The organism is Bradyrhizobium sp. USDA 3311, from assembly GCF_054062495.1.
This window is the reverse complement of record NZ_JBSSFI010000001.1, coordinates 5282039-5295165: the sequence shown is the minus strand read 5'-3', so window position 1 is coordinate 5295165 and position 13127 is coordinate 5282039. Positions and strand designations below refer to the sequence as shown.

13 protein-coding genes are annotated in these 13127 nt (G+C 64.7%); 4 read left to right on the top strand and 9 right to left on the bottom strand.

The features are described 5' to 3' along the window. Positions 1-48: 48 nt before the first annotated feature. The 4 genes from clpA to ACVWW6_RS25250 form a co-directional block, all read right to left on the bottom strand. Complete coding sequence (gene clpA, locus ACVWW6_RS25265) at positions 49-2457, bottom strand: ATP-dependent Clp protease ATP-binding subunit ClpA (RefSeq protein WP_011087911.1); 2409 nt, start codon at positions 2455-2457, stop codon at positions 49-51. A gap of 293 nt (positions 2458-2750) precedes the next feature. Next, positions 2751-3083 (bottom strand): ATP-dependent Clp protease adapter ClpS, encoded by a 333-nt coding sequence (clpS, locus tag ACVWW6_RS25260; protein WP_027548135.1) that lies wholly within the window; start codon positions 3081-3083, stop codon positions 2751-2753. A 286-nt stretch (positions 3084-3369) separates the two neighbouring features. Then, entirely contained in the window at positions 3370-3693 is a 324-nt protein-coding gene (locus ACVWW6_RS25255) for a hypothetical protein (RefSeq protein WP_129557636.1), read from the bottom strand. Between the two features lie 195 nt (positions 3694-3888). Beyond that, positions 3889-4227: a phasin family protein gene (locus tag ACVWW6_RS25250; RefSeq protein ID WP_011087913.1), complete on the bottom strand. Its 339-nt coding sequence runs from the start codon at positions 4225-4227 to the stop codon at positions 3889-3891. A 389-nt stretch (positions 4228-4616) separates the two neighbouring features. On the opposite strand from ACVWW6_RS25250, the gene ACVWW6_RS25245 reads away from it, so the two are divergent. Then, complete coding sequence (locus tag ACVWW6_RS25245) at positions 4617-6452, top strand: serine hydrolase (RefSeq protein ID WP_456681544.1); 1836 nt, start codon at positions 4617-4619, stop codon at positions 6450-6452. A gap of 220 nt (positions 6453-6672) precedes the next feature. On the opposite strand, the gene ACVWW6_RS25240 is transcribed toward ACVWW6_RS25245, so the two are convergent. After that, positions 6673-7398: a DnaJ domain-containing protein gene (locus ACVWW6_RS25240; RefSeq protein WP_456681543.1), complete on the bottom strand. Its 726-nt coding sequence runs from the start codon at positions 7396-7398 to the stop codon at positions 6673-6675. A gap of 119 nt (positions 7399-7517) precedes the next feature. On the opposite strand from ACVWW6_RS25240, the gene ACVWW6_RS25235 reads away from it, so the two are divergent. Together ACVWW6_RS25235 and tehA are read left to right on the top strand one after the other, a co-directional pair. Further along, positions 7518-7745, top strand: a complete 228-nt coding sequence (locus ACVWW6_RS25235) for an SLAC1 family transporter (RefSeq protein WP_456681542.1) — start codon at positions 7518-7520, stop codon at positions 7743-7745. Continuing rightward, positions 7705-8517 carry a dicarboxylate transporter/tellurite-resistance protein TehA gene (gene tehA / locus ACVWW6_RS25230; protein WP_456683179.1) on the top strand — a complete coding sequence of 271 codons (813 nt, stop codon included), beginning with the start codon at positions 7705-7707 and terminating at the stop codon, positions 8515-8517. The genes ACVWW6_RS25235 and tehA overlap by 41 nt, the downstream gene beginning before the upstream one ends. A gap of 4 nt (positions 8518-8521) precedes the next feature. Here the strand turns inward: tehA and ACVWW6_RS25225 are convergent, their stop codons facing one another. The 3 genes from ACVWW6_RS25225 to ACVWW6_RS25215 form a co-directional block, all read right to left on the bottom strand. Next, positions 8522-9271 carry a VWA domain-containing protein gene (locus ACVWW6_RS25225; protein WP_456681541.1) on the bottom strand — a complete coding sequence of 250 codons (750 nt, stop codon included), beginning with the start codon at positions 9269-9271 and terminating at the stop codon, positions 8522-8524. A gap of 119 nt (positions 9272-9390) precedes the next feature. Beyond that, positions 9391-10251: an alpha/beta fold hydrolase gene (locus tag ACVWW6_RS25220; protein ID WP_011087918.1), complete on the bottom strand. Its 861-nt coding sequence runs from the start codon at positions 10249-10251 to the stop codon at positions 9391-9393. A 344-nt stretch (positions 10252-10595) separates the two neighbouring features. Further along, entirely contained in the window at positions 10596-11519 is a 924-nt protein-coding gene (locus ACVWW6_RS25215; RefSeq protein ID WP_060912532.1) for a division plane positioning ATPase MipZ, read from the bottom strand. Between the two features lie 278 nt (positions 11520-11797). On the opposite strand from ACVWW6_RS25215, the gene panC reads away from it, so the two are divergent. Then, positions 11798-12649, top strand: a complete 852-nt coding sequence (panC, locus tag ACVWW6_RS25210) for a pantoate--beta-alanine ligase (RefSeq protein ID WP_060912533.1) — start codon at positions 11798-11800, stop codon at positions 12647-12649. Here the strand turns inward: panC and ACVWW6_RS25205 are convergent. Then, positions 12646-13086 carry a DUF1489 family protein gene (locus tag ACVWW6_RS25205; RefSeq protein ID WP_011087921.1) on the bottom strand — a complete coding sequence of 147 codons (441 nt, stop codon included), beginning with the start codon at positions 13084-13086 and terminating at the stop codon, positions 12646-12648. The two genes, panC and ACVWW6_RS25205, sit on opposite strands and share 4 nt — an antisense overlap. Between the last annotated feature and the right edge of the window lie 41 nt (positions 13087-13127).

The window sequence follows — 13127 nt, the reverse complement described above, 5'->3', positions numbered from 1 at the left end:
AAAAAGGCCGGCTGAACAGCCGGCCTTTTCGATTTCATCACGCGCCGATCAAGCCTTGACCAGCGGCCCCTTGGAGGTCGGCCCCTTCGAGCCGCCGGGGCCGCCCGGCTTGGGCTTGCCCGGCGGGCGCTTGCGGGCGCCGGGCAACTTTTCCTGCTTCGGCGTGACCGGGCCTTCGACGAACTCGAAGCCGATCTTCTCCTTGGTCTCGTCGGCCTCGTCCTTGACCAGGACGACGCGGACGTGGCCACCGCTCTTGAGCTTGCCGAACAGCACCTCGTCGGCCAGCGGCTTCTTGATGTGCTCCTGGATCACGCGGGCCATCGGCCGCGCGCCCATCTGCTCGTCATAGCCGTGCTGAACCAGCCAGGCCTTGGCGGGCTCGGACAGCTCGATGGTGACGTCGCGGTCGCCGAGCTGAGCCTCGAGCTGGAGCACGAACTTCTCGACCACCGTGCCGATCACCTCGACGCTGAGATGGCTGAACGAGACGATGGCATCGAGGCGGTTGCGGAATTCCGGCGCGAACTGCCGGTTGATCGCCTCGTGGTCGTCGCCTTCCCGCTTCGAGCGGGTGAAGCCAAACGCCTGCTTGGCCAGATCCGAAGCACCCGCATTCGTGGTCATGATCAGGATCACGTTGCGGAAATTGACCTGCTTGCCGTTGTGGTCGGTGAGCCGGCCGTGATCCATGATCTGGAGCAGCACGTTGTAGAGGTCGGGATGTGCCTTCTCGATCTCGTCGAGCAGCACCACGCAATGCGGATGCTGGTCGACGCCGTCGGTGAGCAGGCCGCCCTGGTCGAAGCCGACATAGCCCGGAGGCGCGCCGATCAGGCGCGACACGGTATGCCGCTCCATGTATTCGGACATGTCGAAGCGCAGCAGCTCGACGCCGAGCGACGCCGCGAGCTGCTTTGCGACCTCGGTCTTGCCGACGCCGGTGGGCCCGGAGAACAGGTAGCAGCCGATCGGCTTCTCCGGCTCGCGCAGGCCGGCACGCGCCAGCTTGATCGAAGCGGCGAGCGACTCGATCGCCTTGTCCTGGCCGAACACGGTGCGCTTCAGCGTCTGCTCGAGATGCTTGAGCACCTCGGCATCGTCCTTCGACACGCTCTTGGGCGGGATCCGCGCCATCGAGGCGATCGTGGTTTCGATCTCCTTGATGCCGATGGTCTTCTTGCGCTTGTTCTCGGCGACCAGCATCTGCGCCGCACCGGATTCGTCGATCACGTCGATCGCCTTGTCGGGCAGCTTGCGGTCGTGGATGTAGCGCGAGGAGAGCTGCACCGCAGCCTCGATCGCCTCATTGGTGTACTTCAGCCGGTGGTAGTCCTCGAAATACGGCTTGAGGCCCTTGAGGATCGCGATCGCGTCCTCCACCGTCGGCTCGTTGATGTCGATCTTCTGGAAGCGCCGCACCAGCGCGCGGTCCTTCTCGAAGTGCTGGCGGTATTCCTTGTAGGTGGTCGAGCCCATGCAACGGATCGTGCCCGAGGCAAGCGCCGGCTTGAGCAGGTTCGAGGCATCCATCGCCCCGCCCGACGTCGCGCCCGCACCGATCACGGTGTGGATCTCGTCGATGAACAGGATGGCGTTGGGATGCGCCTCGAGCTCCTTCAGCACCTGCTTCAGGCGCTCCTCGAAGTCGCCGCGATAGCGCGTGCCCGCAAGCAGCGTGCCCATGTCCAGCGAGAACACGGTGGCAGCCGCCAGCACCTCCGGCACCTCGCTGTCGACGATGCGCTTGGCGAGGCCCTCCGCGATCGCGGTCTTGCCGACGCCGGCTTCGCCCACGAACAGCGGGTTGTTCTTCTGCCGGCGGCACAGCACCTGGATCGCGCGGTTGATCTCGGAATTGCGTCCGATCACCGGATCGATCTTGCCGTCGCGCGCCTTCTTGTTGAGGTTGACGCAATAGGTCTCGAGCGCTTCGCCCTTCTTCTTGGCGTCGTCGCTGCCCTTGGTCTCGGTCTCCTCGTCGACGCCGCGCACGGGGCGGGCCTCGGAGACGCCCGGCCGCTTGGCGATGCCGTGGCTGATGTAGTTGACGGCGTCGTAGCGCGTCATGTCCTGCTCTTGCAGGAAGTATGCGGCGTGGCTCTCGCGCTCGGCGAAGATCGCGATCAGCACGTTGGCACCGGTCACCTCTTCGCGACCGGAGGATTGCACGTGGATCACCGCGCGCTGGATCACGCGCTGGAAACCGGCGGTCGGCTTGGCATCGTCGGCGCCATCCGTCACCAGGTTCTCGAATTCGGTCTCAAGATAGTTGACGAGGCTCGTGCGGAGCTTGTCGAGATCGACGCTACAGGCGCGCATGACGGCGGCTGCATCGGAGTCGTCGATCAGGGAGAGCAAGAGATGCTCGAGCGTCGCGTATTGGTGATGACGCTCGTTTGCGATCGCCAGCGCACGATGCAGGGATTGTTCAAGGCTTTGAGAAAAAGTCGGCATTCGCGTCCTCTATGGCCCCCACCATCATGATCGTCCTCGCCCGGTCAGGCAACAACAACCTTTGTCACATATAGTTATACAAGACCGCGGCGAAAGACCGGTTCCGCGACTCGGCAGCTAGCCACCTGCGGTATTTTTCGATGCAAAACCCGTTCCGATTTGGGCGGGATCGGCGCCGGTGCAGAATTCCGTAGTTTTGCCGGCTGCGATGGAGATCGCGCGCAGGCATCACGCGGCGATCACACTGCGACATACACAAGCAAGAGCCGGCTACGAACGCGCCGTGGGGTGACTTATTTCTTTTCCATCACGCATTGCAGCGGATGCTGGTGCTTGCGGGCGAAGTCCATCACCTGCGTCACCTTGGTTTCGGCGATCTCGTAGGTGAACACGCCACACTCGCCGATACCGTGATGATGGACGTGCAGCATGATCTTGGTCGCCGCCTCGACGTCCTTCTGGAAGAACTTCTCCAGCACGTGGACCACGAACTCCATCGGCGTGTAGTCGTCGTTCAGGATCAGAACGCGATACAGGTTCGGCCGCTTGGTCTTCGGCTTGACCTTGGTGATGACGGAGGTGTTCGGACCCGTCGGGCTGCCGGAACGGTTCTCGTCGTTGCTCATCCGGGGAGCGCGGGCGGCGGCGGCCGCAGACAGGTCAAGGCTGGAAGTCAATTGCGACATGGCTCAGGCGTTCAAATTCCCCACGGAAGCGTATGACGGCCCGCCGCGCGGCCCCGCCTTTCGGAGCTTCGCACTGGCGCACCGCGCTTTTGGATCGCCGCTTCCAACCGGTCCGGTCCAAACCAGATCGATTGCAGGAATATGGGCTTGCCCCCGCCTCGCCGCAAGCGTGCAAAAGTCCGGCTATGGCGGGCCCGATTCCCGATCCGGGCGATCCTGACCAAGGTTAATCAATCCGGACCGGTTTGACAAAAATTTCCGCCGCGCCGGTCCAGAACAGGTTGACCAGGAACCTAGCCGTTAACGCGACTGCGACGGTTTCGCGCGGGATCGTCTCCGGTTTTCTACGGTAGATGCTGTTCAATCGCGTGGCGCCAAATCGGGCAAAATCGCAAATTTCGAGGATGGCCGTGCTTCGTCCGCCCTGCCCTGTGTCAGCCGCATCGCTCGACGCGTCCGGCACCATCATCACCTCGCAGATCAGCAGCAAGGCGCGGACCCAATTCAACGCGCTGTTCATTCGTGCTGTGCGCATGGAGCGGGTGAGCATCCGATCCACACCATGCAGGCGAACACCGGCAGCGCCCTGCCCCCAAGCGTGCTGCAATATCGCGCGAGCAGCACCGGCAAATTCTGCTTGGTCACGCCGGCGAACCCGACCGCGCTCTGGCACGGATCGGTCGCGACAACAAAAAAGCCCGGCTGGTTCAGCCGGGCTTCTTGCTTCCAGGATGTCCGGGAAAAGTTAGTTGGCGGCCGGGGTGAACTTCGACACGATGGTCTCGACCGGCTTGAACGCCTGCTTGGCGAGGTCGCTGTAGAGGCCGGCAATCTTCTGCGATTCCGCGACGAAGGTCTCGTAGGCGGAACGGGCGAAGTCGGTCTGGGCTTCCATCGCCTTGTCCAGCGACTTCACGCCGGAAAGCTTCTCGACGAAGGACTTGGTGTCTTCGAACGACTTCTTGGTGTAGTCGCCGTAGGCGCTGGCGATTGCCTGGAGGCCGTGCTGCACCGAGGTCGCGGAGGCGACGCACTGCTCGAACTGCTCTTTCCCGTAGCTCTGAAAGTCTTCAACCTTGAACATTTCGGAATCCTTTTCCCTGGCTCGCGTCGGGAAGCCCCGGCTCCCTGACTCTGCCCACAATTAGTGCAACGCACAAAAAAGTCAAGAATCTTGTGCGTCGCACAAAAACTAGATCCAAACCGAAGAGATTCCCGGGGTTTCCCGCAAGGGTTCCTTAAGCTTTTGGAAACCGCGGACCCCTACCTTGATTCCCTGGACGTGTTCAGCTTCCGCAAGCGGTCAAAAGCCGTTTGAGAACATCACCTTAGCCAGAATAGCGGCTCAGGTCCAACGTCCCCCGCGGCGAACACCAGCGGAGGGGCAGCCTGGGCAGGTAATGATCCCGGGTCCATTGGGCACAATTTCGCCTCACGGGCCGGTGATCAAGTCAGAAACGGGGACGGGGTTTCATGCTTCGTAAAAACTTGTCTTCCTCGCGCTTGGCGCGGGTCGGGGTTTTCGGGCTTCTTACGGTCACCACCGCGGTCATCTTCACCACCGATGCCGCCGAGGCGCGGCGTCACCGCCGCCACTACGCGCACCACCGGGTGCAGCGCGACGTGTCCGAGAGCTCCAGCCCGAAATTCGCGTCGATCATCGTCGACGGCAATTCCGGCTCCGTGCTCCAGGCAACGAGCCCCGACGGGATTCGCCATCCGGCGTCGCTGACCAAGATCATGACGCTCTATCTGCTGTTCGAGCGTCTCGAGTCCGGCAAGATGAAGCTCGACACCGAGATGCCGGTGTCGCAGCACGCCGCCGATCAGGATCCGACCAAGCTGAACCTGCGTGCCGGTCAGACCATCCGTGTCGAGGACGCGATCAAGGGTCTCGTCACCCGCTCCGCCAACGACGCAGCCGTGGTGATCGCGGAAGCGATCGCCGGCGACGAGGACGACTTCGCCCAGATGATGACGCGCAAGGCGCGTTCGCTCGGCATGTCCAAGACGGTCTACCGGAACGCCAACGGCCTTCCCAACGACGAGCAGGTCACGACCGCGCGCGATCAGGCCACGCTCGGCCGCGCCATCCAGGAGCGCTTCCCGCGCTACTACCGCTATTTCGCGACCTCGACGTTCAACTGGCGCGGCCAGTCGATCCGGAACCATAACCACCTGCTCGGCAGCGTCGAGGGCGTGGACGGCATCAAGACCGGCTACACCCGCGCCTCCGGCTTCAACCTCGTGACCTCGATGCGCCGCGGCAACCGCCACCTGATCGGCGTGGTGCTGGGCGGCCGCAGCGGCGGTTCGCGCGACGCCATCATGCGCAACCTGCTCGCGGAGAACCTCGACAAGGGCGCGACCAGCCACACCGTCGCCGCGGTTACCGAGCGTAGCGGCGCTGACGCCGCTACCGAGGTCGCCGATGCGTCGGATACCCCGGCCCGCACCGCTCCGCAGGTCCAGGCCGCGGCCGCCCCTGCTCCCGAAGCAGCCCCGTCGCGTCTCGCCTCGCGCCTGTCCACGCTTGCGGCCGCCACCGCCGCAATGCCGCCCGCTCAGCCCAAGCCTGAAGCTCGGCCGACTGAATCCAAGATCGAGCCCGCGCCGCTCACCAATGGCGTGATCTCCAGCCAGCCGCTCTCGATCATCCCGGGCTCGTCCGAACCGATGAAGCCGGTCCGGGTCAAGACGGTGCAGGTCAAGGCCGGCACCGTGAAGGTCGCCTCCGCCGCCCCGTCGCAGGTCGCGCCGCAGATTACCAACACGGTTGCCTCCCGCTCCGACGTCGCGGAAACCTCCGGCGCCGTCGTCGCCCGGGCCGATCTGATCAACAAGCCCGAGATCCAGAGCCAACCGGAAGCGCCGAAGGCGGAAGTCGCCCGCACCGAGCTGCCGCGCCAGCCGGCCGGCTTCGGCACCGGCAACGGCGTCCTCGGCGTACTGCCGGCTGCGACCGCCGCCGCGCCCGCCCCGGCCGGTCCGAAGCTCGCCTCCGCCGACCCGGCGCCGCAGCCGATCCAGATGAGCGCCACCACCAAGCCGGTCGTCACGCACAGCGGCTGGATCGTCCAGGTCGGCGCGCTCGAGAGCGAGAACGAAGCCCAGCAGCGCATCGACGCAGCGCGCAGCTCGGCCCGCGGCCTGCTCAGCAAGGCCGATCCGTTCACCGAGCCCGTCGTCGCCAAGGACAATCGCAAGCTCTACCGCGCCCGCTTCGCCGGGCTCGAGCGGGATCAGGCCGAAGCCGTCTGCCGCGCCCTGAAGCGCGCCGACATCTCCTGCATCACCGTCCGCAACTGATCTCCCGCACCGTTCCGAAAAATGCCCGCGCCTTGCGCGGGCATTTTTGTTTTCGGCATGCGGCCAGCCAAAGTCGGTTCCGCGACAACCTCTCGTCAACGTTTTACGGTTAAATTTTTACTCAAGAGATCGGCCACGCCGAAATGGCGGGCATCGGGGCGACGACAGACAGAGCCAACGGAGATCACGCGGTACGGGCGTTTGTAGCGTAGTGCCGGAGTTAGCCGTTATGCGTGCGAAGCAGAGTATCCTTGGCCTCGTTTACCCGGGCAGCGAGATACGTCGAGCCCCCCTGGTCGGGATGGAGTTTCTTCATCAGGGACTTGTGGGCCCGGCTGATGTCGTCGCGCCCCGCTCCCGGCTGCAAGCCAAGGATCTGATAGGCCTCCTCCGTCGTCATTTTGCCGCTCGCCGCCGTGCGGCGCTGCCCCCCTGCCGCATCGCCCTGCGCGTGCTGACGCCAGGCGGGAAACCGGCGGTCCAGATAGCTTTCAAGTAAGGCCACGCTCTCGGCGTCGAACGCCGGGACCATCGCCAGCAGGCCGGCGAGATCGAACTCGTCGAGATCGCGCCCGGCGTGAGGCCCGGCAACGATCTGGCCTCCGAGCCGGCCGGAATCGTGATCGAGCCGCATGTCGAGGAATTGCGAGCGCACGCGCGAGGCCTGCCCGGGCGCGGGCGCCGCACCGCCACCGAACAGCCCGCCGATATTGCCGAAGCCGGCGTTCGTCAACGGCGTCCAGCCGAGCAGCCCGGCGCCGAAAATCCCGAGCGGAATCGCGACGGCCAGCTCGCCCCGCAAGCCCGTGAAGGCCGCGACCGCCAGCGCCACCACGCCGCCGCCGAACTTGATGGTGCGCGCCAGCACCGCCGGGTTGGCGGCGCGGAACATCTGAAGCAACAGATACAGCGTGATAACGGCGACAGCGCCGGCGATCAGGGTCATGGGCGGAATATAGGCGCCCTGTTGTCAAAAAGCATGGCGTCCTTTCGCCCGTCGGCAATTGGCAGATGACATGGGACGCCGGCTTGCCCGATAGTCCGGCGCGACGATTGAGGGAGACAATGCGTAGCGGATTCAAGCCACCGATCGTGCCGGCCGCCTTCTTCGGCATCGTGCTTGGCCTTGCCGGCCTCGGCAATGCCTGGCGCGCCGCGCATCAGGTCTGGCATTTGCCGGCGATCGTCGGCGAGATCCTGCTCGCCCTCGCCTCCATCGTCTGGGCGCTGCTGCTCGTTCTCTTCATCCTGCATCCTGCGCTGGATCCTCGCGCGCGCCGAGTCGCTCAGTGAAGCCCATCATCCGGTACAATGCTGCTTTATTGGTCTCGCCGGCGTCTCCACCATGCTGATCGCGATCGCGGCGGAGCCCTACTCGCACCTTGCCGCCGAAACCCTGTTCGGCCTTGGCGCGGCGTTCACGCTCGGCTTCGCGCTGTGGCGGACGGGGTTGTTGTGGCGCGGCAATCGCGATCACACCGCGACGACACCGGTCCTGTATCTGCCGACCGTTGCCGGCGGCTTCGTCACCGCGGCGGTTTCTTCGGTGCTCGGCTACCCCGATTGGGGACAGCTTGCCTTCGGCATCGCGCTGTTTTCCTGGCTCGCGATTGAATCCGTGCTGCTGCATAGGCTCTACACGGTCGCGACACTTCCAGTCGCACTGCGGCCGACGCTCGGCATCCAGCTGGCGCCGCCCGCGGTCGGTGCCGTCGCCTATCTCGCGATCAATGGCGGCGTGCCCGACATGGTCGCGCATGTCCTCGTCGGCTACGGACTGATGATGGCGCTGCTGCTGCTTCGCCTGCTGCCGTGGATCATGGAGCAGCCGTTCTCGGTGTCGTATTGGGGCTTCACCTTCGGCGCCACCGCGCTTGCGACCGCACCGATCCGCATGGCCGGCCACGGCGACACCGGTGCGATCGCGCTGCTCGCGCCATGGCTGTTCGGAGCCGCCAACATCGTGGTCGGATTGATCGCGCTGGGCACGCTGCGCCTGATCCTGCAGGGACGCCTGCTGCCGCCGGTCGCAGCGCCGCCGCCAACGCAAGCCGCGCCAGCGTAACCTGCTACTTCATCTGGCCGATCAACCGGGCCGCACCGCTCGCGCTCTTGGCCAATTTCAGCAGCGCCTCGCGCCCGCCGGCGGCATAGGCCGCGGCCGCCCGCAACAGCTCGCGCAGCTGTGCCGCAGCGCCGGGATCGAAACGGCACCAAGCGCCGCCGGTCAGGCGCGCGATCTCGCGAAACGCCTGCTCGGCCACCGGGTCATGACCTTCCTGGAACACGAAGACAGGCACCTTGAGCATGCCGAGTTCGCCGGCCTTGGCGCAGAGCTCGTCAACCTTCTCCTCCATCGCATCGCCGACGAAGACCACGGCCCGCACGCCCGATGCGACCGCCTCGCGCCGCGCCTCGCTCAGCACCTTGCCGATCTGGGTGTCGCCGCCGCGGCAGTCGATCTTGCTCATCAGCGTCGCGAGCCTGGCGCTGTCGGAGATCCACCCCGTGGCACGGCACTCGTTGAAGCCGCGATAGTAGACCAGCCGGATGTCGAGACTGCCGAGCGCCGCGGTCTCGCGAAACATGTCGGCCTGGAGCGCGCAGGCCATGTCCCAGGTCGGCTGCCGGCTCATCGTCGCATCCAGCGCGAAGATCAGCCGGCCTTTCGCGCCGGGAGCATGCGGTGACAGCGCACGCGCCTTGGCGACAAAGGCGGCGATATCGTCCGAGGTCGACGTCCCGGCCTGCGGCACCGCGCCGCCTGCTTGCGGCGAGACGGCATCGCGGCCGCGCGGTTTGATGGGTTCGCCCGACATGCCTTGGCCCTGCGTGAACGGCTAATGTGGTTAGCGCGTGCAGCCCGGTCAATGTGCAAAGCCTCCGCGGGCGAGCGCCGGCGGAGGCTTTGAAAGTCGTTTCTGACTATGATGAAACGTCAGCTCTTGGCAGGCGCCATCAGAGCGACCGGACCGGGCTCGAGAATCTTGGGTGGAGACGATTGCGTATCGACCGGCCCTACCTCGCTGTCAGTCGCGCTCAGGAATTTGTCGAGCATGCCTTGGATCGAGTTCTTGGCCACATCCGGACCGGTGTCGCGCATGTCGTTGTGCTGGAATTCGGTCTTCACGACCTGGATGCCGGCCTTCTCGCATTCCTCGTCGCTCGGGATCACGCCCGCATCGGTCTTGAACTGCGGATCGGTGGAGCGGAACGACAGGATCTTGAACTTGCCGGCGGTCACGAACGGCACGCGCAGATTGTCCAGCGTGACGACCTTCTTGACCTCATCCGGATACTGCTTGGCGAAGTACATCGTGATGTCGCCGCCCATGGAGTGACCGACCATCGTCACCTTCTCGTAGTCGGCGTTGGGCTGAACCTTCTTCATCTCCTGCATCGCCAGGTGGATATTGGCCACGCCGCGCAGGATCTGCGGCAACCGGCCGACATAGAGCTCGCCGGGCTTGGTCACCATCGGAGGATCGGTCGGCAAATCATGCTGCGGGCTCACGACGAGGTAGCCGCGCGCAGCGAAAATGTTGGCAAGGAAGCCGTACTCGGTGTTCTTGACGGTATTGCCATGGTTGATCACGGCGACAGGCATCGTGATCATGCCGGCATTGGCCTGCATTTCCTTGTCGCGACGGATCGCGATATCGACGGGCACGGGACGGTTGTCGCGCGAAGCGTCGTAGAAGGTGATGGTCTCGTGCCTGATGGCCCACTTGCTCGCCGTGAAATAGGCGATGCCGCAGAGGGCACTGACCGAAACCAGAACGGCAATTCCACGCTTCATTTTCGTCCTCAGCCTCAGGCTCTTGCGGCCTGAATCCCTGTTGAAAATCGTGTTCTTCCGGGGCTCTTCGGCCCCTGGTCGCCTATTCGCTAATATATGTCACAGCCGCGTGACAGGAAGGCCAAATATTGTGAACTGGCAGCCCTTTCATTGTGCGCCGCACACGTTTCTTGGGCATCCTCCTCTCATACAGCTACGTCAGGGTGCAGATCACCATCCGATGCAACCGGTCTCGATTGGGTTCAATTTCGCAGTAAACGTAGAGTGAAAACGGCCGAGGGCGGGCTCAGTTCCTGCGGGGGACCGGCTTATCAGGCCGCTGGCAGTAGCGATATACCGCTAAATCAGGCGCCGAGGATGTCGTGGACCTCGAGCGGCTTGTCGACCTGGCTGAACCACTCGGCGCGGTTGGCCGCGCGGCGGCGGCCGCGCTCGTCGAGCGGCAGCTTGAGCTGGCGGAGCAGGCTCGTCACCTCTTCCCGCGCGGTGAGATGGCCGAGATTGGGCCGCATGCCGAGCGTCGCCTCGTCGATCTCGTCGAGCGCAGTGAGGCCGCGCGGGAAGAATTCGCGGTAGACGACGCGCTCGGCGAAACCGTCGATGTAGCGGAAGCCGAGCCGCAGCGACAAATCCTTCAAGCCGTCGGCGACAAGCTGCTTGTTGCGGGAGCCGAGCATGGACAGGCGGTTGCGCACCACGATCCAGTCGGTGCTCGAGCCGTCGAGCTGGCGACGCTTGCGCCTGACATCCCGCACCATCTCGGCATAGTGGCTCTCGCCGGTGACCGCATAGTTGGCGGGGTCGACGGTGCCGAGCACGTCGAAATCGAGGAAGCTGTCGTTGATCGGCGTGACCAGCGTGTCGGCCATCGAATGGGCGAGCCGCATCAGGTAGCTGTCGGTGCCGGGCGTATCGATGACGATGAAATCGAAACTGCTCTCGACCGCAGAGACCGCCTCCATGAACTGCTGGAACTCGGAGTTCTCGTTCTCGGCAATCTGCATGGTCTCGCCGAGCTTGATGCAGCGATGCACCGGCAGCTCGAGATCGAGCTTGGTGCGACGGGCCCAGGCGGCGCGGTTGTTGATGTAGTGGGTGAAGCTTTGCTGGCGGCAGTCGAGGTCGATGGTGGCAACGCGCTGACCGGCCTTCAGGAGCGCGACCGCGATGTGCAAGGCAGTGGTCGATTTGCCAGAGCCGCCCTTCTCGTTGCCCAGCACAACGACGTGCGCCGAGCCGGATTGGCCTTGGCTAGCCTGCACAAGCATGGTGATCCTCAACACCCCTAAGCAATATCTTCAAGTTGGCCGCGTCTGCGGTCAAGTGAAATGCGTGACAGGATAGCGAAATCACAGTGCGTTAGTCTTCATCATGATTTGCGTCGCCGCCCCGCGTCTGTGATTCAGCCCACAATGTCGCGACGTCGTGCGCGGCATTGCGCGGGATGCTGTGCCGCATCCGGATGCATGGCGTCCACGATCGCTGCTTGTTAAGGTTAGCCGGCTGCACGCCGCGCCCCACCCATCCCCAAGCCCCCTGAGTCCTGATGTCACGAAGCCCTCTGATCGCCCGCACGGTCCCTGCGCTCCGACGCGCCGCCGACAATCTTCGCAAGCGAAAGGCCACGATCGCGCTGGTCCCGACCATGGGTGCGCTCCATGACGGGCATGTGTCGCTGGTGCGCCTCGCGAAGCGGCGCGCCAGCCGCGTCGTAGTCTCGATCTTCGTCAACCCGACTCAATTCGCCCCGACCGAGGATTTCGGCGCCTATCCCCGAACCTGGAAGGCCGACATCGCCAAGCTCGCGGCCGAGGACGTCGACATCGTCTGGCACCCGGGCGTCGAGGCCATGTATCCGGAGGGCTTTGCGACCCGAATCGTGCCGGAGGGTCCGGCCCTGGCCGGCCTCGAGGATCGCTTCCGGCCCCACTTTTTCGGCGGCGTCGCCACCGTCGTCGGCAAGCTGTTCACGCAATGCCGGCCGGACTTTGCGATCTTCGGCGAGAAAGACTTTCAGCAATTGCGGGTGGTGACGCAGATGGCGCGGGACCTCGATCTTGGCGTCAAGGTGATCGGCTCCCGCACCGTGCGCGAGCGCGACGGGCTCGCGATGTCATCGCGCAACGTCTATCTCTCACCGCAGGAGCGGCAGACCGCGACCACGCTCTACCGCGCCATGAAGGACAGCGCCGGCCGCATCCGCGCCGGCGAGGCCATCGCGCCGGCGATGGCGCGCGGCGCCGCGACCATCAAGGCGGCCGGCTTCGTGCTCGACTATTTCGAGGCCCGCCACGCCGAGACGCTGGCACAGGTCACCTCGCGTAAGGACGGCCCCTTGCGGATCCTGGTCGCAGCCAAGCTCGGCACGACCCGGCTGATCGACAATATCGAGGTCTAGAGCAATCCGAGATCGCGCAGCTCGCGCCGCATCGGCTCCGGCATCGCCGCGATCGTGCCGGCGGCGGACTTGCCGAGATCGGGCGGTACGGAATCGTCCGCGAGATAGCGCCAGCCCTGGAACGGGCGCATCGGCCGCGGCGAGACCGGGATCACCTTCGGCTGCATCACGATCCGGCAGCGCCCGATGCCGTCCTTGTCGCGGAACGGCTCGATGCCGATGATCTTTTCGCGCGCGGCGATCTCGCCCTTGATGACCCAATAGAGCGACCCGCCCGAGAGGATCTCGGCGTCGCGCTTGGGCACCATTCGGGTGATGTGGATGTGATGTTGCGGCAGACCCTTCTTCTTGGCGGTCTGCATCCGTTCGGCCACCCACTCCTTCAATTCCTTGACGGAGTCGCAGCCGACGGCGAGCTTGATCAGATGGAGTGGCATGCCCCAGCATTAGCGGGCCGGCCGCAGGTTTTCAAAGCCGA

Coding starts and splice junctions, on each gene's coding strand:
- clpA (WP_011087911.1), bottom strand. CDS start 2,457: ATGCCGACTTTTTCTCAAAGCCTTGAACAATCCCTGCATCGTGCGCTG.
- clpS (WP_027548135.1), bottom strand. CDS start 3,083: ATGAGCAACGACGAGAACCGTTCCGGCAGCCCGACGGGTCCGAACACC.
- ACVWW6_RS25255 (WP_129557636.1), bottom strand. CDS start 3,693: ATGCTCACCCGCTCCATGCGCACAGCACGAATGAACAGCGCGTTGAAT.
- ACVWW6_RS25250 (WP_011087913.1), bottom strand. CDS start 4,227: ATGTTCAAGGTTGAAGACTTTCAGAGCTACGGGAAAGAGCAGTTCGAG.
- ACVWW6_RS25245 (WP_456681544.1), top strand. CDS start 4,617: ATGCTTCGTAAAAACTTGTCTTCCTCGCGCTTGGCGCGGGTCGGGGTT.
- ACVWW6_RS25240 (WP_456681543.1), bottom strand. CDS start 7,398: ATGACCCTGATCGCCGGCGCTGTCGCCGTTATCACGCTGTATCTGTTG.
- ACVWW6_RS25235 (WP_456681542.1), top strand. CDS start 7,518: ATGCGTAGCGGATTCAAGCCACCGATCGTGCCGGCCGCCTTCTTCGGC.
- ACVWW6_RS25225 (WP_456681541.1), bottom strand. CDS start 9,271: ATGTCGGGCGAACCCATCAAACCGCGCGGCCGCGATGCCGTCTCGCCG.
- ACVWW6_RS25220 (WP_011087918.1), bottom strand. CDS start 10,251: ATGAAGCGTGGAATTGCCGTTCTGGTTTCGGTCAGTGCCCTCTGCGGC.
- ACVWW6_RS25215 (WP_060912532.1), bottom strand. CDS start 11,519: ATGCTTGTGCAGGCTAGCCAAGGCCAATCCGGCTCGGCGCACGTCGTT.
- panC (WP_060912533.1), top strand. CDS start 11,798: ATGTCACGAAGCCCTCTGATCGCCCGCACGGTCCCTGCGCTCCGACGC.
- ACVWW6_RS25205 (WP_011087921.1), bottom strand. CDS start 13,086: ATGCCACTCCATCTGATCAAGCTCGCCGTCGGCTGCGACTCCGTCAAG.